General features: G+C 75.0%; 21 protein-coding genes. 12 read left to right on the forward strand and 9 right to left on the reverse strand.

Annotation, left to right across the window (positions count from 1 at the left end):
* Both Q4D18_RS02825 and Q4D18_RS02830 read right to left on the reverse strand, forming a co-directional pair.
* A partial coding sequence (locus tag Q4D18_RS02825) for a hypothetical protein (RefSeq protein WP_303125587.1) occupies positions 1 to 190 on the reverse strand: 190 nt, incomplete at its 3' end.
* Positions 191 to 192: 2 nt separating this feature from the next.
* Positions 193 to 1008 carry an ABC transporter ATP-binding protein gene (locus tag Q4D18_RS02830; RefSeq protein WP_303125589.1) on the reverse strand — a complete coding sequence of 272 codons (816 nt, stop codon included), beginning with the start codon at positions 1006 to 1008 and terminating at the stop codon, positions 193 to 195.
* 158 nt (positions 1009 to 1166) lie between these two features.
* Here Q4D18_RS02830 and Q4D18_RS02835 point away from each other — a divergent pair, with 158 nt between their 5' ends.
* Positions 1167 to 1727: a TetR/AcrR family transcriptional regulator gene (locus Q4D18_RS02835; RefSeq protein ID WP_303125591.1), complete on the forward strand. Its 561-nt coding sequence runs from the start codon at positions 1167 to 1169 to the stop codon at positions 1725 to 1727.
* A gap of 40 nt (positions 1728 to 1767) precedes the next feature.
* Here the strand turns inward: Q4D18_RS02835 and Q4D18_RS02840 are convergent, their stop codons facing one another.
* A complete protein-coding gene (locus tag Q4D18_RS02840; RefSeq protein WP_303125594.1) occupies positions 1768 to 2091 on the reverse strand; it encodes a hypothetical protein in 324 nt (107 codons plus the stop codon).
* Positions 2092 to 2782: 691 nt separating this feature from the next.
* Here Q4D18_RS02840 and Q4D18_RS02845 point away from each other — a divergent pair.
* Positions 2783 to 3589, forward strand: a complete 807-nt coding sequence (locus Q4D18_RS02845; RefSeq protein WP_303125596.1) for an endonuclease domain-containing protein — start codon at positions 2783 to 2785, stop codon at positions 3587 to 3589.
* A gap of 94 nt (positions 3590 to 3683) precedes the next feature.
* Here the strand turns inward: Q4D18_RS02845 and Q4D18_RS02850 are convergent, their stop codons facing one another.
* The 3 genes from Q4D18_RS02850 to Q4D18_RS02860 all read right to left on the reverse strand — a co-directional run bounded on the left by Q4D18_RS02850 (position 3684) and on the right by Q4D18_RS02860 (position 6924).
* Complete coding sequence (locus tag Q4D18_RS02850; protein WP_303125598.1) at positions 3684 to 4385, reverse strand: response regulator transcription factor; 702 nt, start codon at positions 4383 to 4385, stop codon at positions 3684 to 3686.
* Between the two features lie 10 nt (positions 4386 to 4395).
* Positions 4396 to 5682 (reverse strand): sensor histidine kinase, encoded by a 1287-nt coding sequence (locus Q4D18_RS02855; RefSeq protein ID WP_303125600.1) that lies wholly within the window; start codon positions 5680 to 5682, stop codon positions 4396 to 4398.
* Between the two features lie 63 nt (positions 5683 to 5745).
* Entirely contained in the window at positions 5746 to 6924 is a 1179-nt protein-coding gene (locus Q4D18_RS02860; protein ID WP_303125602.1) for a nitronate monooxygenase, read from the reverse strand.
* Positions 6925 to 7027: 103 nt separating this feature from the next.
* On the opposite strand from Q4D18_RS02860, the gene Q4D18_RS02865 reads away from it, so the two are divergent.
* The 3 genes from Q4D18_RS02865 (at position 7028) to Q4D18_RS02875 (ending at position 10742) form a co-directional block, all read left to right on the forward strand.
* The gene (locus Q4D18_RS02865; protein ID WP_303125604.1) at positions 7028 to 8467 is read left to right on the forward strand and encodes an L-lactate permease; all 1440 of its coding nucleotides are present in this window, start codon (positions 7028 to 7030) and stop codon (positions 8465 to 8467) included.
* Between the two features lie 149 nt (positions 8468 to 8616).
* Complete coding sequence (locus Q4D18_RS02870; protein WP_303125606.1) at positions 8617 to 9288, forward strand: response regulator transcription factor; 672 nt, start codon at positions 8617 to 8619, stop codon at positions 9286 to 9288.
* Positions 9285 to 10742, forward strand: a complete 1458-nt coding sequence (locus Q4D18_RS02875; RefSeq protein WP_303125608.1) for a sensor histidine kinase — start codon at positions 9285 to 9287, stop codon at positions 10740 to 10742. The genes Q4D18_RS02870 and Q4D18_RS02875 overlap by 4 nt, the downstream gene beginning before the upstream one ends.
* 16 nt (positions 10743 to 10758) lie before the next feature.
* Here Q4D18_RS02875 and Q4D18_RS02880 read toward each other — a convergent pair whose 3' ends face one another.
* From Q4D18_RS02880 to Q4D18_RS02890, 3 genes are all read right to left on the reverse strand, one after another.
* The gene (locus Q4D18_RS02880; protein ID WP_303125609.1) at positions 10759 to 14142 is read right to left on the reverse strand and encodes an HAD family hydrolase; all 3384 of its coding nucleotides are present in this window, start codon (positions 14140 to 14142) and stop codon (positions 10759 to 10761) included.
* A gap of 403 nt (positions 14143 to 14545) precedes the next feature.
* Complete coding sequence (locus tag Q4D18_RS02885) at positions 14546 to 15850, reverse strand: methyltransferase domain-containing protein (RefSeq protein ID WP_303125610.1); 1305 nt, start codon at positions 15848 to 15850, stop codon at positions 14546 to 14548.
* A gap of 12 nt (positions 15851 to 15862) precedes the next feature.
* On the reverse strand, positions 15863 to 16471 hold the full coding sequence (locus Q4D18_RS02890; RefSeq protein ID WP_303125611.1) for a hypothetical protein: 609 nt from the start codon (positions 16469 to 16471) through the stop codon (positions 15863 to 15865).
* 123 nt (positions 16472 to 16594) lie between these two features.
* Here Q4D18_RS02890 and Q4D18_RS02895 point away from each other — a divergent pair, with 123 nt between their 5' ends.
* From Q4D18_RS02895 to Q4D18_RS02925, 7 genes are all read left to right on the forward strand, one after another.
* Complete coding sequence (locus Q4D18_RS02895; RefSeq protein ID WP_303125613.1) at positions 16595 to 17563, forward strand: acyl-CoA thioesterase; 969 nt, start codon at positions 16595 to 16597, stop codon at positions 17561 to 17563.
* Between the two features lie 49 nt (positions 17564 to 17612).
* On the forward strand, positions 17613 to 18893 hold the full coding sequence (locus tag Q4D18_RS02900) for a phosphatidylserine/phosphatidylglycerophosphate/cardiolipin synthase family protein (protein ID WP_303125616.1): 1281 nt from the start codon (positions 17613 to 17615) through the stop codon (positions 18891 to 18893).
* A 213-nt stretch (positions 18894 to 19106) separates the two neighbouring features.
* Positions 19107 to 20510: an MBL fold metallo-hydrolase gene (locus tag Q4D18_RS02905; RefSeq protein ID WP_303125617.1), complete on the forward strand. Its 1404-nt coding sequence runs from the start codon at positions 19107 to 19109 to the stop codon at positions 20508 to 20510.
* Positions 20511 to 20544: 34 nt separating this feature from the next.
* Positions 20545 to 21147, forward strand: coding sequence for a rhodanese-like domain-containing protein (locus Q4D18_RS02910; protein WP_303125618.1), 603 nt, complete (start codon positions 20545 to 20547; stop codon positions 21145 to 21147).
* Positions 21148 to 21150: 3 nt separating this feature from the next.
* Positions 21151 to 21915, forward strand: coding sequence for a sulfite exporter TauE/SafE family protein (locus tag Q4D18_RS02915; protein WP_303125619.1), 765 nt, complete (start codon positions 21151 to 21153; stop codon positions 21913 to 21915).
* A gap of 71 nt (positions 21916 to 21986) precedes the next feature.
* Positions 21987 to 22265 carry a metal-sensitive transcriptional regulator gene (locus tag Q4D18_RS02920; RefSeq protein WP_303125621.1) on the forward strand — a complete coding sequence of 93 codons (279 nt, stop codon included), beginning with the start codon at positions 21987 to 21989 and terminating at the stop codon, positions 22263 to 22265.
* A gap of 150 nt (positions 22266 to 22415) precedes the next feature.
* Entirely contained in the window at positions 22416 to 22610 is a 195-nt protein-coding gene (locus Q4D18_RS02925; protein WP_303125623.1) for a hypothetical protein, read from the forward strand.
* Positions 22611 to 22687 lie beyond the last annotated feature (77 nt).

Raw genomic sequence — 22687 nt, forward strand, 5'->3', positions numbered from 1 at the left:
CGTCGTCGGGCAGGACCACGAGGTCCGCGCCGGCGTACGTGGCGCCGAGGGTGGAGCGCAGGGTGGCCTGCGCGGAGGAGGCCACCAGGGAGGCGGCGGCCAGGAACATGGTGCCGATCAGCACCGCCAGCACCACGGAGACGTACCGGCGGGGCTGGGCGCGCAGCTGGGCGAGGGCGACGGTCCACATGCTCAGAGGCCCTTCCCCTGCTGCAGGGCGGTCAGGGCCTCGGCCACGCGCTCGGCCGTGGGGGCATGCAGCTCCCCGGCCAGGGCGCCGTCGGCGAGCATCACCACGCGGTCGGCGGCGGCCGCGGCCACCGGGTCGTGGGTGACCATGATGACGGTCTGGCCCATCTCCCGCGTGGCGCGGCGCAGCAGGGACAGCACCTCGGCGCCCGTGGCGGTGTCCAGGTTGCCAGTGGGCTCGTCGCCGAACACGACGTCGGGCCGCGTCAGCAGGGCGCGGGCCACCGCCACGCGCTGCTGCTGGCCGCCGGAGAGCTCGTGCGGGCGGTGGGTGAGCCGGTCCGTCAGGCCCAGGGCGCCGACGATCTCGTCCAGCCACGCCCGGTCCGGGGTGCGGCCGGCCAGCTCGAGGGGCAGCACGATGTTCTGCTCCGCCGTGAGCGTGGGCACGAGGTTGAACGCCTGGAACACGAAGCCCACGCGGTCCCGGCGCACGCGGGTCAGCTCCGCGTCCGAGAGGCCGGTGATCACGGTGTCCCCGAGGGTCACGGTGCCGGCGTCCGGGGTGTCCAGCCCGGCCAGGCAGTGCATCAGCGTGGACTTGCCCGAGCCGGACGGGCCCATGATCGTCGTGAAGCGGCCGGCCTCCACGTCCACGTCCACCCCGCGCAGGGCGTGCACGGCCGCGTCCCCCCGCCCGTAGGTGCGGGTGAGGCCGCGCGCGGCGACGGCGGGCGGCATCGTCGTCGTGGGGGCGGGGGCGACGCGGTGGGCGCCGGCGCCGGGGGCGACGGGCGGGAGCGTGGGTGAGGTGCTCATGGCCCCCACTCTCCCCCTCCGCCGGCCTCGACGGATCGGAGCGGGGGATGGACCCGGCGTCCCCGGGGTCCACCCACGGGATGAGGCGGGCCTCCGCCCCGGGGGCGACGGGCGGCGGCCGGGGTGGGCGGCGCGGCCGGGATGGGAGGATGGACGCCATGAGATCGGACGCCCTCGCCAACCGCCGGGACCTCGTATCCGCCGCCTCCGGGCTGCTCGCGGAGGAGGGCGCGGGGATGTCCCTGCGGGCGGTGGCGCAGGCGGCCGGGGTGGGCGTCGGCACCCTCTACCGGCACTTCCCCTCCCGTGTGGACCTGCTCACCGCGGTCCTCGAGGACGTGGTGGAGCGGCTCACCGCCCACCTGGAGGGGTTCATCGAGGGTGACGGGCCCGCGGCCGAGCGCTGGCTGCGCCTCTCCCGGGCGCTCGCGGACGAGGACCTGGTGAACCTGCTGGCCGCGCGGGACTCCCTCGGCCCGGACGAGGGGCCCCCGCCCGAGCGGATGGAGGAGGCCGAGCGGGTGATCATGGCCCTGACGGACCGCGCCGTGGGCCTCGCCCGCCGGGACGGGCTGGTGGCCGACGGGGTCTGCGGCCTCGACTACTTCACGGGCCTGCTGATCGTCACCCGCCCGCCGCTGCCCGCCCTCGAGGCGCACCTCAGCGGGCAGCGCGACTGGCTCGTGCGCGTCTACCTTCGGGGCCTGCGGCCCGACTGAGCCGGGAGCGGTCCCGGGCCGGCCTCGAGTCGGCTGCGGCTCAGCCGCGGCGCGGCGGGCTGGCCAGGACGATCGTCACCGCGGCCACCAGCGCCGCCGACCCGAAGCCCAGCAGCACGCGGGGGATCCCCACCACGTCCGTGGCCAGCGTCAGCCCGGAGGTGACCAGCGCGGCCGTCACGAGCGCCAGGAACAGGGCCAGGCACTCGGCGTCGCGGCACTCGCGCTCGCGGGCGGCCTCGGCCCGGGTGGTCTCCGGGCGGTCGACGACGACGGGGGCCGTCTCCGGCGCGCGGAGGTCCGCCTCCTGGACGGGGGCGGGGGAGGCGGCGGTGCTGCGGTGCGGTGCGGCGGCGGTGGCCATGGGGCTCTCCTCGGGTCGGCCGCCGGTCTGGGCGGGCACCGCCCAGCCTCCCGCGACGCATCCCCGTGCCGGCACCCTCCTGAGGCGGAACTGTGCGCGGCGGGTGTCATCCCCAGGGATGACCCGCCCCTGTCCGAAGGTGCTGCCCGGGGGCAGACCCCAGGCGAATCCACTGCACTTCTGACCCTTCTCAGCCCCGGATCGGCCCTCAGAAGGGTCAGAAGTGCAGTGGATTCCGTGGGTGTGCGTGCGTGGGTGGGGGCGTGGAGGGACAGGTGCGTGAGGGGCGAGCCGCGGAGCGCGGGCCTGTCCCCTCCTGCACAGGCGCCGTCGAGGGCCTCGGGCTCCCCAGCTTCCCCGTCCCCCGGGCGGGAGAGGGGCGTCCTCCCACAGGATCCCTGCCATGCGCACCCCCGGAGACTTTCCCGTCCACCTCCGTCACGCCCCCTTCACCCGTGCGGCCGCCCTCGCCGCCGGCCTCTCCGGCTCGCGGCTGCGCAGTCGCGACGTGATCCGGGTCGGCCGCGGCGTCTACCGGTGGACCGGCACGCCGGGCTCGACGACGACGCCGACGTCTGCTCTGCCGTCAGCCGTCCGGACGCCGCCTCTCGGCACGGCGGGTTCCGCCACCCCGTCCGATGAGGGGCGGGCGGCGAGGGAGACGAGGAAGGAGGCTTCCCGGCGTCGTGAGGTGGAGCGGCTGCATGCGCTGCTCGCGCGGCATCCTGACCTCGTGGTCACGGGGGCGTCGGCGGCGCGGCTGTGGGGGCTGCCGCTGCCGTCCTGGGTGGAGGCGTCCACCGAGCTCACGGTGCTGCGCGGGGACGGCCTCCGAGCCTGCGCCGACGCCGGTGTGCGCACCCGGCTCGCGGACCTGGCCCGGGTCCAGCTCCATCCGGAGCCGCTGCACGGCCTGCCCGTGACCTCGTACGCGGACACCTGGTTCCATCTCGCGGACGACCTGCCGGTGGACCAGCTTGTCGCGGTGGGGGACCGGCTCGTCCGATCGCGTCCGCGGCGGGGTGAGGACGCTCTCACGGACCGTGCGGCGCTCGCCGAGTGCCTGCGGCGTCAGCGGGGGCGGCGCGGCGTCGTGAAGGGCCGTGCCGCCCATGCCCTCGTGCGCGACGGCGCCGACTCGCCCCAGGAGACCGCGCTCCGCCTGGCCCTGCTGGACGCGGGCCTGCCGGAGCCCGAGCTGCAGATCGAGCTGCGGGACCCGGCCTACTCCACCCGGCACCCGGCCACCGCGGACCTCGGGTACCGCCGGTGGCGGATCGCGGTCCAGTACGAGGGCGCCGGCCACGACGACCCCGTGCAGGTCGCCCGGGACACGCAGCGGGACGCCGTGTTCCAGCGGGCGGGCTGGACGGTCATCCGGGTCTCGAACTCGGATCGCAGGGCCGGGTTCGCGGGGGCCATCGCGCTGATCCGGCAGGCGATCGCCGCGCGTCGTCTCCTCGAGGCGGCGGCCCCCGGGAATCCACTGCACTTCTGACCCTTCTGACGGCTGATCCAGGCCTGAGAAGGGTCAGAAGTGCAGTGGATTCCTCTGGGGGGGTGGGCGTGGGTGGGCGTGCGTGGGGAGGGGGTCAGTAGCTCACGAGCCCGGCGCGGTGGGCGATCAGCACCGCCTGCACGCGGTCCCGCGCGGCGAGCTTGGCCAGCACGCGGCCCACATGCGTCTTCACGGTGGCCTCCGACAGCACGAGTTCCGCGGCGATCTCCGGGTTCGATGACCCGGCGGCCATGGCCGTGAGCACCTCCCGCTCCCGCGGGGTGAGGGAGGCCACCGCGGCCACCTCCCGCTCGCACTCGGCCTCCCGCACGGCGTCCCGGCGCAGCCGCGGGGCCATGTGCGCCATGAGCCGGCGCGTGGTGGACGGCGCGATCACGGCGTCGCCGCGGTGCACCGTGCGGATGGCCGCCAGCAGCTCCTCCGGCGGGGCGTCCTTGAGCAGGAACCCGGAGGCGCCCGCCTCGATCGCGTCCATGACGTGCTCGTCCAGGTCGAACGTGGTCAGCACCACCACGCGCGGGGCGTCCGGGCGGCGCAGCAGGGCGCGGGTCGCCTCGATCCCGTCCATCCCGGGCATCCGCACGTCCATCAGCACGACGTCGGCGCCCGCCACCGCCAGGGAGGCCGCCGCCTCCCGGCCGTCGGAGGCCTGGGCCACCACCTCGAGGTCCGGCTGGGAGTCGATCAGCATCGCCAGGCCCGAGCGGACCAGGGCCTGGTCGTCCACGAGGGCCACGCGGACGGTCGCGGGGGCCGTGCTCGGCGTCTCGGTCATGGGGTGCCCCTCAGATCTCCGGGTAGGGAAGGTGTGCGTGCACACGGTAACCGGCGCCCACGCGCGGGCCGGTCTCCACCGTGCCGCCGAACAGGGCCACCCGCTCGGCGATGCCCCGCAGGCCCTGCCCCGAGCCCGCGGTGGCGGGGTCGGCGGCGGCGCCCCGGCCGTCGTCGTCGACCTGTACGTCCAGGCCGTGCGCCGTCCAGCAGAGGGTGACGAAGGAGCGGGCCTCCGGGCCGGCGTGCCGCAGCGTGTTGGTGAGGGCCTCCTGCACCACGCGGTACCCCGTGAGCTCGCCGCCGGCGGGCAGGGCGCGGCGCGGGGAGCCCTGCTCCAGGAGGGAGACCTCCAGCCCGGACAGCCGCATCGTCTCCAGCAGGTCCGGGACGTCCGCCAGGCCCGGCGGGGCGCGGTGCACGTCCCGGGAGGCGGGGTCGCGGCGGCCTCGGTCCGCGCCGGCGTCGGCGGGTCCGCGCAGCACGCCCAGGAGCTGGCGCATGTCCGCGAGCGCCGCCCGCCCGGTCTGGCCGATGGTCTCGAGGGTGGCGACGGCCAGCTCGGGCTTGGCGGCGGCGGCGTAGCGGGCGCCATCGGACTGGCTGATGATGACCTGCAGGGAGTGGGCCACGATGTCGTGCATCTCGCGGGCGATGTGGCTGCGCTCGTCCGCGGCGGCGAGCTCGCGCTCCTGACGGGCCTGGGTCTCGAGGCGCCGGGTGCGGTCCTCGAGCGCCTGCACGGCCAGGCGGCGGTTGCGGACCACGTCCCCGAACGCCCACGCGGTGAGCACGGTGAGTCCGCAGCCCAGCGCCATGACCACCATGCCGGCGGGGTCCGCGGGGGAGCGGATCATCAGGCCGTCCGGGGTGGTGAACGCGGGCGGGAACAGCCACACCTTCACGCCATTGGCGGCGCCGCCGGCCAGCCCGGCCAGCAGACCGGCGATCGACGCGCGGCGCGGGGCGAGGGCGGCCAGGTTGTAGACGGTCAGCGGCACCATCACCAGGGCGGCGCTGAACTCGGGCCCGAAGGCGAGGTGGGCCAGGGCCGCGATCACGGTGATCCCCGCCGAGGCCACGGGCCAGCGCCGCCGCAGCGCCCACGGCAGGGTGAGCCCGAAGCCGGTGAGCACGCCGGCCAGCGCGCGGAGGCCCTGCGGGGTCGGGGTGGGCGCGTACCCCAGGACGAACCACGGGATCACCACGAGGAACAGGGCGAGCGCCGCCGCCGTGACGGCGTCCGCGCGCACGGGGTGGCGGCGCAGCAGCTGGTCGAGGCGGCGCAGGGGGTTCACGGGCACCAGGGTAGGAGCCGGCCGGGACGGGGCGCGTCAGACCGCGGGATGATCCGGGCGGGCTCAGGCGCGGGGGTCGAGCGCGGCGAGCACCGACGCCGCGTCCTGCTCCACGACCCGGTGGGCCCCGGTCCCGGCCCACAGGTGCACGTGCTCCAGGTCTCCCCGGGCGGCCGCGGCCTTCCGGAGCGGCCCGGTCAGGCCGTTCACCTCGGGGTAGGCGGCGGGGGCGTCGGCGAACTCGGCCATGAACGGGGTGACGATCGAGCGCGCCCAGCGCCCCGTGAAGGCGCGGGTCACGGCGGTGGCGGCGCCGCCGTCGTCGGGGCGGGTGAAGGCCGCCCCGGCCGCCGCCTGCCGCAGTGCGGTGCGGTGGGCCTCCGAGGTGCCCGCCTCGGGGGTCAGCAGGAACGCCGTGCCCGTGGAGACCGCCGTGGCGCCGGCGGCCAGCAGCGCGCCGACCCGCCCCGCGTCCGTCACCCCGCCCGCGGCGACGAGCGGGACGGGCACCTTGCCGAGCGCCTCGCGGACCTCGGCCAGCAGCGTGGGCAGGTCCGTCTCGCCCGGGCGGGCGGCCGGGTCCAGCGTGCCCCGGTGGCCGCCCGCCTCGGGTCCCTGCACCACCAGGAACGCGGCCCCGTTCCCGACGGCGGCGCGCGCCTCCGCCGCGCTCGTCACCGTGACGCCGGCCGGGATGCCGGCCGCGGCGAAGCGGTCGAACACGGCGGGCTCCGGCAGACCGAACGTGAAGGACACGGCGGGCCAGGCCTGCTCCTCGGCGGCGGCGAGGAACGCCGCGAACTGCTCCCGCTCCCGCATGGGGTCCGGGGTGACGTCCGCCGCCGTCGGCAGCGGGGCGTCCAGGTCCGCGGCCAGGGGCGCCAGGCGCCCACGGTGCGCTGCCACGGCCTCGGCCCGGGCGGCGAGGGCCTCCGGGGTGCGGGCGGCGGCGGGGACGGCGGTGTTCACCGCGTCCGGGACGAACAGGTTCACGCCCCAGCGATCCGGTCCGCCGTCGTCGCCCAGGAGCGTGCGCAGGCGGTCCACCTGCTCCCGGACCTCGTCCGGGGTGCGCATGCCGCCGGCCAGGAATCCGCCGCCGCCGGCGCGGAGCACCGCGGCCACGAGCTCCGGGGTGGACGGTCCGCCGGCCATGGGGGCCACGAGCACGGGCACGGATGGGGCGAGGACGGCCTCGAGGGCGGCCGGCATCGGGGCGGGGCGGGAGGCGGGCGCGGTCATGGGGTCAGCCTAGGACGGCCCCCGGCGGGGTCCCGGTCCGGTGACCGGCGTCGGAGGGAGGACAATCGGGGGCGACCCCGCCCCGTGAAAGGCCCCTCCCCCCGTGACCGTCCTGCTCGCCCTCGCGCCGGTCCTCGTGACCCTGGCGCTGCTCCTCACGCCCCTGCCGGCGTGGGCGGCCCCGGCGGCCGGCTGCGTCACGGCGGCGCTGGTCGGCCTCACCGCGTTCGGTGCGGACCCGGCCCGGCTGGGCGACGCCCTGGCCCGCGGCGCCCCCACGCTCCTGGAGGTGGTGGCGATCATCGCCGGCGGCATCACGCTCTCCCGCATCATGGAGCGCTCCGGGGCCAACGGGCGCCTGGGCGCGTGGCTGTCCGCGGGCGCCGGGCCCACGCTGGCCACCGCGCTGCTGATGGTCCACGGGGTGGTGCCGTTCCTGGAGTCGGTGACGGGGTTCGGGGTGTCGCTGATCATCGGCGTGCCCCTGCTGGTGGGGCTCGGCTTCACGCCCTTCCGGGCCGCCGTGATCAGCCTCTGCGGCCTGGCGATCGCCCCGTGGGGGTCCATGGCGCCCGGCTCCCTGCTCGGCGCGCGCCTGACCGGCCTGGACTTCCAGGCGGTCGGCGTGGCCGCCGCCCTGTGGAACGTGGTCCCCACTGTGGCCGGGGCCGTGCTCACCGCGGTGCTGGTGCTGCGCGGCCGGGGACGGCGCGGTCCCGCGCTCCTGCGGGGCACGGTGGTGGCGGTGGGCTCGGCCGTCCTGCAGTCGGGCCTGATCCTGGCCGCGAACCTGGCCCTCGGCACCCCGCCGGCCGGCGCCGTCGGCGCCGCCGGGATGGTGCTGCTCTGGCTCCTCGTGATCCGCCGGGGCCGGCTGACCCCCGGCCCCGGCCGGGACGTGGTGCCGTACGCGCTGCTGGTGGCCGGCGTCGTCGCGGGCACCCTGGCGGCCACCGCCGTGCCGGCCCTGGATCTGCTCGGCTCGCCCGCGGTGTGGTCCTTCGCCGCGTGCGCCGCGGCCGTCCCCCTGCTGCGCCTGCCCCCGCCGGACCGGCGCGCCGTGCCCGGGGAGTCCGCCGCGCTGTGGTGGCGGACCGCGGTGCCCACCGCCCTGTACCTGGCGTTCGGGCTGGTGCTCACCGCCGGCGGGATGTCCGGGGCGCTCGCGGACGCCCTGGGCGGCATGGGCGCGGCGTACCTGCTCCTCGCCCCGTTCGTGGGCGGCGCCGGCGGGTTCATCACGGCCTCCAACACCGGCTCCATGGCGATGTTCGGCGCCCTGCAGCTGGACGCCGCCCATGCCCTGGGCGTCTCCCCGGTGCTGCTCAACGGGCTGCACAACTCCGCCACCGGCTGGGGGATCGTCACCGGTCCGGTGCGCATCCAGGTGGCCGCGGCCCTCGCCGCGCCCCTGCAGCGGCCGGGCGTGCCGGGCCTCACCGCGAGCCCCCGGAACCTGGCGGCCGTGATGCTCCCGGCGGTCGTGGTGCCGCTGGCGCTGATGGGCGCGATCGCCGCGGCCGTCCTGCCCCGGGTGGGGTGAGGCCGCCACGCCCGCCCTCCGGTCAAAATGGGGGCGTTTTCCCGCGGCCTGGGGGCCCCCGGCCCTCCGTCAAAGCCCCGCAACGATACCGGCCCGCGCCCCCCCGCCGCGGGGCCGTGCCCCGCACAGCCCCCGCTAGGCTCAGCCGCATGATCCGAGTCCTCGTCGCCGACGACCAGCAGCTGATGCGCACCGCCCTGGAGCACTTCGTGGCCACCACGCAGGACCTGGAGGTCGCGGGCTCCGCGGCCGACGGCGAGGAGGCGGTGGCCGTGGCCCGCCAGGTGCGCCCCGACGTCGTGCTCATGGACATGCAGATGCCCCGCCTGGACGGGGTGGGCGCCACGGCGCGGATCACGGCCGAGCTGCCGGACACCCGCGTCCTGGCGATCACCACGTTCTCCTCCGAGCAGTACCTCGTGCCTGCCCTGCAGGCCGGCGCCTCGGGCTACCTCGTGAAGGACGCGCCGCCGTCGGAGGTCACCGAGGCCATCCGCCGCGTGCACGCCGGCGACGTCGTGTTCTCCCCGCAGGTGGCCCGCGACCTGATCGCCGCCGCCACCTCGGCGGACGCACGCCGACCCGAGCACGGCCCGGAGGAGGCGCTGGCGGACCACGAGCGGCTCACCGAGCGCGAGCTGGACGTGGTCCGCGAGCTCGCCCACGGCTCCTCCAACGCGGAGATCGCCGCGGCGCTGTTCGTGGCCGAGGCCACCGTCAAGACCCACATGGGCAAGGTCATGGAGAAGTGGCAGGTCCGGGACCGCGTGCAGGTGCTCATCAAGGCCGCCCGCCACGGGCTGGTGGAGATCGGCGCGTGAGCACCGCGGGCCCGGCCGCCCCCGCCGCCACGACGACGGCGCCCCCCGCCTCCCGCGGCCGCCTCGCCGAGGCCTGGGGGCGGCTGCGCCCGCGCGTCCGCCGGGACGGGGCGGACGGCGTCGGGGACGGCGGCGACGACCGCCTGCTGCGGATCCTGCGCACCGACCCCGTCTCCCGTCACACCCGGATCCTGCTGTGGGTCCTGGCAGGGCTGACGCTCGTGTGGGAGGTGGGGTTCTTCCTCCTGGAGCCCGCCGTGACCGACTGGGCGATGTCCCAGCCCGGCCTGGGGGCGGAGGTCGTCGTCGAGGGCGAGGACACCCTGCCGCGGTCCGGCGCCGGGCTGGCCGTGCGGGTGGCCGTCGGCCTGTTCGGGGTGCTGGTGACCCTGATGTTCGCGTGGCAGCCCTCGCTGGCGGTGCTGGCGGTCCTCACCGGCAGCGCGGTCCTGCTGACGGGGCTCGCCGGGGCGGACCACCCGCACTTCACCCCCGTGAGCCTCGGCGGCGGCTGGGTGCTGGGCGCACTGATGGCCGTGCGGTACTCCCACCGCGGGTTCGTGTGGCTGGCCGCTGCCGGCCTGGCGGGGATCGTGGTGGTCTCCGAGCTGCTCGCGGACCCGGCGCCCACCCCGGAGGCGTTCACGTGGCAGGGCGGGGCCATCGCCCTGGGCGTGCTCTCCGTCCTCGCCGCGGTCCCCGCCTACCTCGTGCGCCGCTCCCGGCACCGTACCCGGGACCGGCTGGCCGCGCTCGCCGCGCAGGAGGAGCGCGTGCGGCAGGCCGCGGAGGCGGAGCGGCAGCGGATCGCGGTGGAGCTGCACGACGTCGTCGCGCACGGCCTCACCGTGATCTCCATGCAGGCGGCCATGCTGCCGACCCTCACGGACGCGGAGCGGCGGCGCGGGGCGGAGGAGGCCATCGAGACCGCGGCCCGGCAGTCCCTCGTGGACCTGCGCCGCATGCTCACCGCCCTGCGGGGCACCTCCCGCAACGTGGACACCCAGGACCCCGACGCCGTCGCCGACCTGCCCGGCCGTCTCGCGGAGCTGCAGGCGCGCCTGCGCGGGGCCGGCTACACGGTGGACGGCGAGTTCGCGGGGCTGGACCTGCTGCCGGAGTCGATGCGGCTGACCGTGCTGCGCATCGCGCAGGAGGCCACCACCAACGTGCTCAAGCACGGCCCCGGGACCGGGCCGGTGTCCCTGTGCACCCGGGTGGACGAGGACGCCCGCGTCACCGTGCGGGTGGAGAGCCCGCTGGCCCCGCCCCGGCCCGAGGTCGAGCGCGGCCCGGGCACGCGCGGCCCCGGAGCGGGGCCGCGGCGTCCGTTCCCGGCCTCCGGGTTCGGCCTGGCGGGCATGGCCGAGCGGGTCAGCCTGTTCGGCGGGACCATCTCCGCCGGCGCCCGGGACGGGCGCTGGATGGTGGACGCCGTCCTGCCGACCCGCTGACCCCCGCCGTGCGGGGTCAGCGGCCCAGCGCCACCGTGACCTCGCCGCCGGGCTCGAGCGTGTGCTCCTGACCCGCGATCACCATGGGCACGGCGTGCCACATGCCCTCGCCGGCCTTGACCGTCACGTCCGTCTGGGTCATGTGGATGACCACGGGCTGCTGGTGGTACCGGATCACGAACCGCGCGCCGGGCAGCTGGCGGGGCAGGCGCGGGTCCAGGCGGACGACGTCGTCGCGCGTCTCCAGGCCGGAGTAGCAGCGGATGACGGTGTCCACCGTCCCGGCCATGAGGCCGAGGTGGATGCCCTCGCGCGTGGTGCCGCCCTGCGTGTCGGACAGGTCCGACTCGAGGGCCTCCGTGAACAGGTCCCACGAGCGGTCCGGGTCCGTGCGGGCCGCCACCCACGCGTGCACCAGGCGGGAGAGCGTGGAGCCGTGGGTGGAGCGGGCCTCGTAGTACTCCACGGTGCGCTCGAGCGCCTCCTGGGGCAGCTCGTAGCCCATGCGGCCCAGGATCTCCTCGAGCTCCGCGCCGGAGAAGAGGTACGGGAGCATGAGGGTGTCCGCCTGCTTCGAGAGCTTGTACCGGTTGGTGGCGTCGCCCTCGGACTGCAGGATCAGGTCCATGCGGCCGATGTTCCCGTACTTGGCGCGGTAGCCCTCCCAGTCGAACTCGAGCAGGTCCTGGTAGCCCTCGAACTGGGCGAGGATGCCCTTCTCCGGGCCCTCCTCGAAGAACGGCACGGTGAGCTTGGCGCTGATGTCCTCCCAGCGCTCGATCTCCTCCTCGCGGACCTCCATGACCTCCGGCAGGCCGTCGTCCAGGGTGTCCAGCCAGCGCAGCAGGCGGGCGGTCTCGGAGAGCACCCACGAGGTCAGCACGTTGGTGTACGCGTTGTTGCGCAGGCCGGAGCCGGGGGTCTCCGGGTAGCCGTCGTGGAACTCGTCCGGGCCCATGACGCCGTGGATCTCGTACCGGCCGGTCTCCTGGTTGAACAGGGTCATCGAGGCGAAGAACCGGGAGATCTCCACGAGCATCTCCGCGGCGTAGTCGGAGATGAAGCTGGCGTCCTTGGCGATCTCGATGTACCGCAGCACGGAGTAGGCGATGTCCAGGGAGACGTGCCGCTGGTTGTGGGAGTTGTCCGGCATCCACATGCGCGAACGCGGGTTCCACAGCTCGGTGGGGGTCTCCTCGCGGCCGTCCGAGCCGGCCTGCCACGGGTACATGGCGCCGTCCCAGCCCTCGGCCTGCGCGTTGGCGCGGGCCTCGTTGAGGCGGCGGTAGCGGTACATCAGCAGGCCGCGGGTGATCTCCGGGCGGCGCAGGGTGAGCATGGGGTAGACGAAGATCTCGTCCCAGAAGATGTGGCCGCGGTAGCCCTCGCCGTGCAGGCCGCGGGCGCCGATCGAGGCGTCCAGGTCCCGGCGCTTGCCGAACGCGGTCTGCAGCACGTGGAAGGTGTGCAGGTTCAGGGCCAGCTGCTGGCGCAGGGAGGCCCCGTCCTTGCCCTCCTTGGCGGCGGTCCCGACGGCGGCGGAGCGGCCCGCCTCGAACAGGGGCGCCTCGAACTCCTCGCCCGGGGCGAGCTCGGCGGTGGAGCGGCGCTGGTTCCGGTGCTGCTCGGCCAGGTCGATCCGCACGGAGAAGCGGTCCCAGTTCATGCCCCAGCGCTGCTCGTGCAGGGTCAGGAGGTTGCGGAAGTTCTGGGCGCGCTGGACCTTCTTCACGGCGGAGTGCCACACCGAGGCCATCGCGTGGTCGTGGGTGTTGGCCACGGCCGCGGTCTTCTCCAGCACCACGGGCACGTTCTGCTCGATGCGCAGATGGATGTCCTGGCCCACCAGCAGGTCCGAGCCCTCCACGGGCCGACGGATGGGCTGCTCGTGGCCCACGGGCGCCATCTGGCGGGTGCGGGCGGCCACGGCCACGTGCACGCGGGACTGGCTGGTGACGGTCTCCAGCAGGATGGTCTCCCCGTCCACCTCGCGGGCCTCGGAGGGCTTCAGGTGCTGGTTGGCCAGGGTGCGGTCGTCGGAGACGTTGAGGTTGGCCACGCGGCCGTCGATCAGGGAGCGCACGGTCATCTCCCCGGACCAGTTCTCCGCCTCGACGGTCAGCTCGAGCGCGCCGAGGTGCCGGTTGGACAGGGACTGGAACTGGCGGGTGTGCAGGGCGGTGATCCGGCCCCGCTCGTCCTCGAAGCGCATGGTGCGGGAGAGGACGCCGCGGCGCAGGTCCATCTCCTGGTGGTAGTCCACCAGCTCCTCCGAGCCGGGCAGCAGCGGCCGGCCGCCCTCGGGGGTGACGATCAGCGGGGTCCAGTCCTGGATGTTGACCATGTGCTCGGTCTCGACCTGCCGGCCCTGCACGGTGGAGGTCAGGCGATTGAACACGCCGGCCAGGTAGGTGCCGGGGTAGTGCACGTCGGAGATGCGGGTGCCCGGCACGGAGCCGCGGGTGCCCCAGTAGCCGTTGGCCAGGGTGCACAGCACCTCGCGGGTTCCCTCGGACTCGGGGTCGAAGTGGTCCCAGCGCAGCACCCACGCCGCGTCGAACGGGGCGGTGGTGCGGCGGTGCAGGGCGAGCGTGCCGAAGTCCTCCACCACGATGTGCGCGCCGGCGTCCTTGAGGCGGGCCTTGCCGTTCTCCGGCTCGCGGTTCACGCCGATCACCAGGCCGAACCGGCCGTCCGAGGCGGCCTTCACGCCGGAGACGGCGTCCTCGAGCACCATGGCGTCCGCCACGTCCACGCCGAGCTCGCGCGCGGCCTCCCAGAACATGGCCGGGTCCGGCTTGCCGGGCAGGCCGCGCTCGATGGCGGTGTGCCCGTCCACGATCACGGGGAAGAAGTCCAGCACGCCGCCCGCGGAGAGCACGGCACGGGAGTTCTTGGAGGAGGTCACCAGCGCCACCGGCACGCCCTTGTGGCGCAGCTCCTCGAGCAGCGCGGACGCCTCGGGGAACACGCGCACCCCGTCCCGCTCCAGGACCTTCTCGAAGTGCCCCTGCTTGCGCTCGGCCAGGGCGATCACGGTGAGGTCCGGGTGCAGGTCGGCGCCGGCGTCGTCGACCTCCGGCACGCGCAGGCCGCGCGAGGCGAAGAAGGCGCGCACGCCGTCCTCGCGGGGCCGGCCGTCCACATGGTGCAGGTAGTCGCCCTTGGCGTCGAAGGGGCGGAGCACGTCCGGGTCCGCGACGACGGCGGCGCGGTTGGCCTCCAGCGCGCCCACGGCGGGCAGGGCCTCGTCGAAGAGCTCCTTCCACGCCGCCGCGTGCACGCCGGCGGTGTCCGTGATCACCCCGTCCATGTCGAAGATCACCGCGCGGTAGCGGCGCAGGCGGTGGCGGCGGGAGTTCAGGTCCTGCTGCTCGGCGGGGGTGAAGGTCTGGGTCACGGGGCGCCTCTGCTCTCGGGGAGGGTCGGGGATGTGCGGGCACGCCAGGGCCCGCCCGGGGACTCCCCGGACGGGCCGACGTTGGTTGACGTCCAGCCTACGGGCGCGGCGGGGTGCACGGGAGGGGGTGACGGGGTCCGCGGGGTGAGCCCGCTCACGGGGCTGCGGGCACGGCGTCGTCCGCCGAGCCGCATTGCCAGGGAACTGTCAGGCGGCGTTCCGGGTTCCTCCATGTGCGGTTCGTACGGTGGAACCACCTCATCGAAGTGCGAGCGGTGAAGGTGCGAGTGATGACACAGAAGGGGCCCCGGAGGATTCCGGGGCCCCTTCTAGTGTGACCGGCCTGTGGAGCCCGGGCGTGGGAGCGGCGCCCGGCCCGGCCGGGGGGCCGACGGGGTCCCTGTCAGCGCCGCCGCAGGAGCACGAGCGTCTCGGTGTGGCCGGTCTGCGGGAACATGTCGAACACCCGCACCCGCTCGGGGCGGTAGGACGGCATCCGGGCCAGGTCCTGCGCCAGGGTCCTCGGGTTGCAGCTCGAGTAGAGCACCCGCGGGATCCCGGAGGCCTCGAGCGCCCCGGCCAGCTCCGCGCCGATCCCGCGCCGCGGCGGGTTCACGACGACGGCCTCCGGCAGCCCGGCGGGCGCCTCGCCGTCGTCATCGACACCGACCCTGCCCCCGTCGCCGTCGAGGTCTCCGACCGATCGCGACGATTCCTGCGCGGACCGCGCCGGAGATGTCGCAGACCGTCGGAAAACCGCGAGGGGGCCGGCCGAGAGCGCACCCGTCGCGTCGCCGGCTGCGAACCGCACGCGGTCCGCCACACCCAGCCCGCGGGCCGTCTCCTGCGCCGCCGCCACGGCCTCCGCGGTGGTCTCCAGGCCCCACACCTCGGGCACGCCCGCGGCCGCCAGGTGGAACGCGAACCCGCCCACCCCGCAGTACAGGTCCCACGCGGAGGCGGGGACGTCCCGTCCGCCCTCGGTCAGCCAGTCCGCGGCCGCGGCGTAGAGCCCCTCCGTCACGGCGGTGTTGGTCTGGAAGAACCCCTGCGGGCGCAGGCGCAGCCCGATCCCGTTGAGGCGCATGGTCAGCGTAGGGCCGCCGGCCAGGACGATCTCCTCGGCCCCCTCCGGCAGCGCCACATGCTCGGGCAGCAGGTTGGCGGACACGACGGCGGCCGGCGTGCCCCGGGCGGCCAGGTCGGCGAGCAGCCCCGGCACCGCGGCACGCAGCGCCTCGAGCCGCTCGCGTGAGCGCAGCACGAACCGCACCATGACCTCCCGGTCGGGGGAGAGGGTGACGACCACGCTCTTCAGCTCGCCCGTGCGCGCGGCCACGTCGTAGGGCTCCAGGCCCGCCGCCGTCACGGCCGCCGCGCACCCGTGGAACACGCCCTCCATGCCGTCCAGGTAGAGGCCGCAGTCCCGCAGGTCCACGCCCGTGCCGTCGTGGTGCCTGGGGTGCTGGCGCGGGTCCAGGATGCCCAGCCGCGGGGCGTCCGCCGTGCCGGTGGCCACCAGCTTGGCCTTGTTGCGGAACCCGGACTCGGGTCCGGCGAACGGCTCGTCCACGCGGGTGCCGGGGTCCAGGACGTCCGCCAGCTCCGCCAGCACCGCGGCCTGCTTGTCCGCGAGCTGCCGTGCGTACGGCACGCCCATCAGGGGGCAGGAGCGGCACTCGCCGGCGTCGAAGTGGGGGCACTGCACGGGTCCGGCGCCTCAGTCCTGCGGGGCGGGGTCGAGGTCCGGGCGGTCCAGGCGGGCGGCCAGCTGCGCCAGCGCGAGCTCCGCGGCCGCGGCCAGCCCCGGGTCCAGGTCCATGACCATCGCGGAGAGGACCGGCTCCACCCGCTCGAGGTCCTCGGCGCGGGCCAGCGCACCCAGGGCCGAGGCCGCGGCCTCGCGCACCTCCGAGTGGGCGTCCCCGGCGGCCTCGCGCACCCGCTCCACGAGCGCCCGGTCCACCAGGGCGTCGGCCCGCAGGGCGTCCGCGCGCACGGCCAGCACCAGCAGCGCGGCCGCGCGCACGTCGAGCGCGTCGGCGCCCAGCGCGTCGGTCAGGGCGGGCACCGCGCGTCGGTGCCACACCGTGGACAGGGCCAGGGCACCGGTGGCGGCGGGGGTGAGGGCGGCGTCGTCGCCGGTCACGGCACGGGCCGCGCCCGAGGTGACGTCCTCCGGCGTGACCGCGCCGCTGAGCAGCCGCACCGCCAGGCCGGCGACGGCGGCCTCGCCCCGCTGCTCGACCGCCGCCTGCACGCGCCGCGCCAGGCGGGTGTGGGGGGTCTGCGGCTCGACGGGCAGGGGCAGGGGGTCGCGCGGGGTCATGCCCGCCATTGTCCCGCGCCCGTGGACCCGCCCGCGACCCGGACCTGACGACCGCCTGCACGCCCCGTGTGCGCGGCGTGAGAGGCATCACGTGGGACGCGGCGTCGGTGATACGTTCGTGGCATGAGAAGTCCCGGAGCCCTGACCCTCGACTTCCGGGCGGAGAGCTTCGACCACCCCTCCGGCCTCGTGGACGCCGGCACCGTGATCGGCTGGATCGACAAGGTCGCCTACGCCGTGGCCGCCTCCTGGTCCGGGATGCACGTCCGTGCCCGGTACATGGGCAACATGCAGTTCCGCCATCCGATCCCCGTGGACACCCGCGTGACCGTCCAGGGGCGGGTGGTGCGCACTCACGCCGCCGCCGTCCACGTCCAGACGCGCCTGCTCCTGCCCGAGATCCTCGACGACGACGGCCACCCCGTCATCTCCACGAGCTCGATCTGCGTGTACGCGGCCGAGGAGGACGGCGAGCCCCTGAACGTGCCCGCGTGGGTCCCGGCCACCCCCGGCCAGGTCGAGCGGAACGAGCAGGCCCGGACCTCCAGCATCGAGCGGCGGGCCGTGGAGAAGGCCATGGCGCGCCTGCCGTTCCCCGACCCGGAGCTTGGCCACGACGAGATGGTCAGCCTCGCGTTCATCGCCCCCGTCGCGGAGGCCTCCGTGGGCGGCACGGTGCGCGGCGGCGCGGTGATGCGCTGGCTGGACGAGGCCGCGGCGGTCTGCGCGGCGCGCTGGACGGGGCACGAGAACGTGGCGGCCGTGTTCGCCGGCGGCGTGCGGTTCGTCCGTCCCGTGCATGTGGGCGACCTCGTGCGCGTGGACGCCCTGCTGGTGAACACCTCGGAGCGGTCCATGCACGTGGCGCTGCGCGTGCACGCCGGGCCGCGCCACCGGCGGGACCACCGGCTCGTGGCGCACTCGATCTCGGTGATGGTGGACGTCACCACGTCGGGGCAGGCCGGGACGGTGCCCCCGTACACCCCGGAGTCGGAGGCCGCGCGGCGGCTGCAGGAGTCCTCCGTGGAGCTCGTGCGGCTGCGCACCGAGGTCGGCTCCGCCTGGAGCACCCCCGAGCCCAGGGTGTCGTAGGTCAGGGGCCCCGGAGGCCGCAGGGGCGAGGGCTCCGTAGACTGCGGCCATGGATCTCGCGCACTCCCTCGGCCGTCTGCTCTCCCGTCGACCGTTCGGGGTGCGCGCGGCGCTGCGGCGCTCCGCGGCCCTCGGCGCGGCCGGCCTGGTGGTGGTCCCCACCGCCACCGCCGTCGCGCTGACCGGCTACGACCTCTTCAAGCGCCGCGGCCGCCGCCTCCGGCCGGTCCGCCGCCCGGGCACCTACGAGGCGCAGGTGGGCTCGGACGCCATGGCGGTCTACACCTCCGGCGAGGACCTCTACGACGCGATGATCGAGGCGATCGACGCCGCCGAGGAGAGCGTCAAGTTCGAGACGTACATCTGGAAGGCGGACGCCACCGGGCAGCGGTTCGTGGAGGCCCTGAACCGGGCGGCGGCCCGCGGCGTGCAGGTGTGGGCCTCCTACGACGGCTTCGCCAACCTGGTGGTGCCGGCCCGGTTCTACCGCCAGTTCGACTCCCGGGTGAAGGTGTACCGCCTGCCCGCGCTCGCCCGTCCGTACTGGCGCGGGCTGGTCCGCTACAGCGGCTTCAACCACTCGAAGGTCCTCGTGGTGGACGGCCGCGTGGGCTTCGTGGGCGGCTACAACGTCGGCGAGGTCTACGCGAAGCACTGGCGGGACACCCACGTGCGCGTGGAGGGGCCGGCGGTGTGGGGGCTGGACCACTCGATCGTGGCCCTGTGGAACGAGGCGCACATCGGCGACGACTCCATCCCCTGGCACGCGCCCCGTGAGTGGGAGACGGCCATCACCGTGCACGCCAACCTGCCGGCCCAGCTGGTCTACCCGATCCGCAACGCCTACCTGAACGCGATCGACCGGGCCACGCACCACATCTACATCAACACGCCGTACTTCATCCCGGACCAGCAGGTGCTCGGCGCCCTCAAGCACGCGGCCGAGCGCGGGGTGGACGTGCAGGTCATGGTGCCGAAGGACTCCAACCACGTGGTCTCGGACTGGGTCTCCCGCGGGTTCTACAGCCAGATGCTCGAGTCCGGCATCACGATCCTCCTGTACGCCGGCGGCATGATCCACGCCAAGACGGCCACGGTGGACGGCATCTGGTCCACCGTGGGCACCGCGAATATCGACCGCCTCTCGCTCAGCTTCAACTACGAGACCAACATCGAGGTGGTGGATCCGGACTTCGCCGCCCGCATGGAGGAGATCTTCCATGCCGACGCGCAGCACTCCGAGCGCGTGGAGAGCCCGCGCTGGGAGGACCGGCACGGCCTGGCGCGCGTGGTGGAGACCCTCCTGGTGCCGCTGCGCCCCCTCCTCTGACCCCACTCCTCCGCACACCGCGACGACGGCGGGCCGCCCTCCCCGAGGCGGCCCGCCGTCGTCGTCCCGGGGATCCTCCGCCTCCTCTTGTATACCCCCGGGGGTACCCGGTACGTTCTTCTTTATACCCCAGGGGGTATGCAGTCGGGCCGGTGGGCCCGGCATCGCCCCCCCCGACGACGCCGGCCCCGCCGGCCCCCGAGAGGAGAGCGCATGCTGCTCGAGCGCATCTACGACGAGGACCTCGCCCAGGCCAGCTACGTGATCGGCTGCCAGGCCAAGAACGAGGCGATGGTGGTGGACCCCCGCCGCGACATCCAGGTGTACCTGGACCTGGCGGCGAAGAACGGGATGACCATCACGCACGTCACCGAGACCCACATCCACGCGGACTACCTCTCCGGCACCCGCGAGCTGGCCCACGCCACCGGCGCGCAGATCCACCTGTCCGGCGAGGGCGGCGAGGACTGGACCTACGGCTTCGACGGCCACCTGCTCATGGACGGGGACTCCGTGACGCTCGGCAACATCACCGTCCAGGCCGTGCACACCCCCGGCCACACCCCCGAGCACCTGTCCTTCCTGGTCACCGACGGCGCCTTCGCGGACGCCCCGGGCTACATGCTCACCGGTGACTTCGTGTTCTCCGGCGACCTCGGCCGCCCGGACCTGCTGGACGAGGCCGCCGGCGGCGTCGACACCCGCTTCGAGGGCGCGAAGCAGCTGTTCCGCTCCCTGAAGGAGAAGTTCCTGACCCTGCCGGACCACGTGCAGGTGTTCCCTGCCCACGGCGCCGGCTCTGCGTGCGGCAAGGCCCTCGGCGCCCTGCCCTCCACCACGGTCGGCTACGAGCGCGAGTTCGCCTGGTGGTCCGAGCACCTGGAGAACGACGACGAGCAGGGCTTCATCGACGAGCTGCTCGACGGTCAGCCCGACGCCCACGCCTACTTCGCCCGAATGAAGCGGCAGAACAAGCAGGGTCCGGCCATCCTCGGCGAGCTGCCCGAGCTCGAGGAGCTGGACGCCGCGGGCGTGCAGGCGAAGCGCGCCGACGGCGCCGTGTTCGCGGACACCCGCGGCGTGGATGAGATCCTCGCCGGCACCGTCCCGGGTGCACTGGCCCTCCCGTCGCGCGGCAAGGTCGCCACGCACGCCGGCTGGGCCTACGACCCGGAGGCCGACGACGCCGCGATCGTGATGCTCGCCGAGGACCGCGAGGACGCCGAGACCATGCGGGACCACATGATCCGCGTCGGCGTGGACGCGGCCGCCGCGTTCACCACCTCGCTGGACGGGCTGACCCTCGAGCCGGTGCCCACCGTGGCCGCCGACGAGCTGAAGTCCCGCATCGAGGCCGGCGAGGTCGGCGCGGAGCAGGACACCGTGCTGGTGGACGTCCGCAACAGGACCGAGTTCTCCGACGGCACCGTCGCGGACGCCCAGCAGCTGAACGCGGGCAAGGTGCTCTTCCACCAGGACGAGCTGCCCCGGGAGAAGACCCTGGTGACCTTCTGCCAGTCCGGCCTGCGCAACATCGTGGCCGCCCAGGCGCTGCGCCGCGCCGGGTTCGACGTGGTCGAGCTCGAGGGCAGCTACGCCGCCTGGCAGCAGGCCTGACCGACCACCCCGACCCTCCCGAGGAGCCCCTCCCATGAGCATCACCCTGACCCCTGTCGCCCCGCGCGACCTGAAGGCCGAGCTGGCCGCCCGCCCCGACGCCGTCGTGCTGGACGTGCGCACCCCCGCCGAGTTCGAGGCCGAGCACATCGCCGGCTCCTACAACGTGCCGCTGGACCTGCTCCAGGAGCACGCGGACGAGGTCGCCGCCCGCCTGGACGGCACCGCCGTGCTCGTGTGCCAGTCCGGCAGCCGCGCCGGCACGGCCCAGGACCGCCTGGCCCAGGCCGGCTTCACCTCCGCGCGCGTCCTGCAGGGCGGCATCTCCGCCTACGCCGACGCCGGCGGGGACGTCGTCCGCAGCGGCAGCCGGTGGTCCATGGACCGCCAGGTGCGGATGACCGCGGGGTCCATCGCGCTGGCCGGTGCGGTGGCCTCCCAGCTCGGCTCGAAGCGGTTCGGCCTCATCCCCGCCGCCATCGGCGCAGGCCTGTCCTTCTCCGCGGTGTCGGACACGTGCGCCATGGCGTCCGTGCTGTCCAAGATGCCGTGGAACCGTCCCGCCCAGGAGCGGTCCACGGACGAGGTGCTGCGTCAGATCCCCGCCGGCGGCGCCGGCACCGCGCAGCGGGGCTGACCCGTGCTGTCCGTCGTCGTCGGCCTGTCCCTGGTGGTGGGCCTGCTGCTGGGCCTCATGGGCGGCGGCGGGTCCATCCTCACCGTCCCGCTGCTGACCGCGGTGGCCGGCATGGACGCCAAGGAGGCCGTGCCGAGCTCGCTCGTGATGGTCGGGGTCTCGTCCCTGGTGGCCGCGCTCGTGCACGCGAGGCGCGGGTCCGTCGCCTGGCGCACCGGCCTCACCTTCGGCGCGGCGTCCATGGCGGGCGCCTTCGCCGGGGGGTTCCTGGGCGGCCTGCTGCCCGGCGTGGTGCTGATGATCGGCTTCGCGATGGTCATGCTGGTCAGCGCGGTGAGGATGATCCGTCCGCGGAAGGGCGGGGCGGCCGACTCCGGCGACGGCGGAGCGTCCGTGCCCCTGGCCCGGGTCCTGCTGCAGGGCGTCGTGGTCGGCCTCATCACGGGCGTGGTGGGGGCCGGCGGCGGGTTCCTGATCGTGCCCGCGCTCGTCCTGCTCGCCGGCCTGTCCATGCCGGTGGCCGTCGGCACGTCCCTGCTGGTCATCGCCCTCAACTCGGCCATGGGCCTCGTGGGCCACCTCGGGGCGGTGTCCCTGGACTGGGCCGTGCTGGGGCCGGCGACGGCGGCCTCGGCCGCGGCCGCCGTCGTGGGCGTCCTGCTGGCGCACCGCGTGCCGGCGAAGACGCTCAAGACGGCCTTCGGCTGGTTCGTGCTGGTCATGGGCGTGCTGATCCTGGTCCAGCAGGTGATCGTGCTGGCCGGGTGAGCCGCGCCGTCGACCCCCGATACCCCCGGGGATATGATTCCCCTTCCCGTCCCGATCAGAAGGAGCCCGCCGTGCGCACCGCCGACGCCGAGACCCAGCGCAAGATCCTCAACCGCCTCAAGCGGGCCCGCGGCCAGCTGGACGCCGTGATCCGCGAGGTCGAGGGCGAGGGCCGCTGCAAGGACGTGGTCACCCAGCTCTCCGCCGTGTCCACCGCGCTGGACCGCGCGGGCTTCGCGATCGTCTCCTCCGCCATGAAGCACTGCCTGGCGGACCCCTCCGAGGCGGCCGAGGGCGAGGAGCAGCTGACCGTGGAGGAGCTCGAGAAGCTCTTCCTGTCCCTCGCCTGACCCCCCTCACGCCCCCGACATCCCCCCGCGCGAATCCACTGCGGTTCTGACCCTTCTGAGGGCGGAATCCGGCCCCAGAAGGGTCACAAGTGCAGTGGATCCACGGAGGGGGCGCTCCATTCCCCACATCCCCACCGAGAGGACCCCATCATGTGCCGTGCAGTGACCTGCGACGTCTGCGGGAAGACCACCTGGGCCGGCTGCGGCCAGCATGTCGACGCCGTGAAGTCCGGCGTCCCCGCCGGGCAGTGGTGCGACGGCCGCCACGGACCCGCCGAGCACGCGGCTGCGGCCGACGCCCCGGAGCCCCGCGGCGGCTTCCTGTCCCGCCTGCTCGGGCGCTGACCCGTCTCAGCGCTCAGACGAGGGGTCACGGACGGCTGTCCTCCGACCCGGAGGCATCCGTCCGTGGCCCCTCGCCG

Origin of the sequence: Micrococcus sp., assembly GCF_030523875.1 — a bacterium.
GTDB lineage: Bacteria > Actinomycetota > Actinomycetes > Actinomycetales > Micrococcaceae > Micrococcus.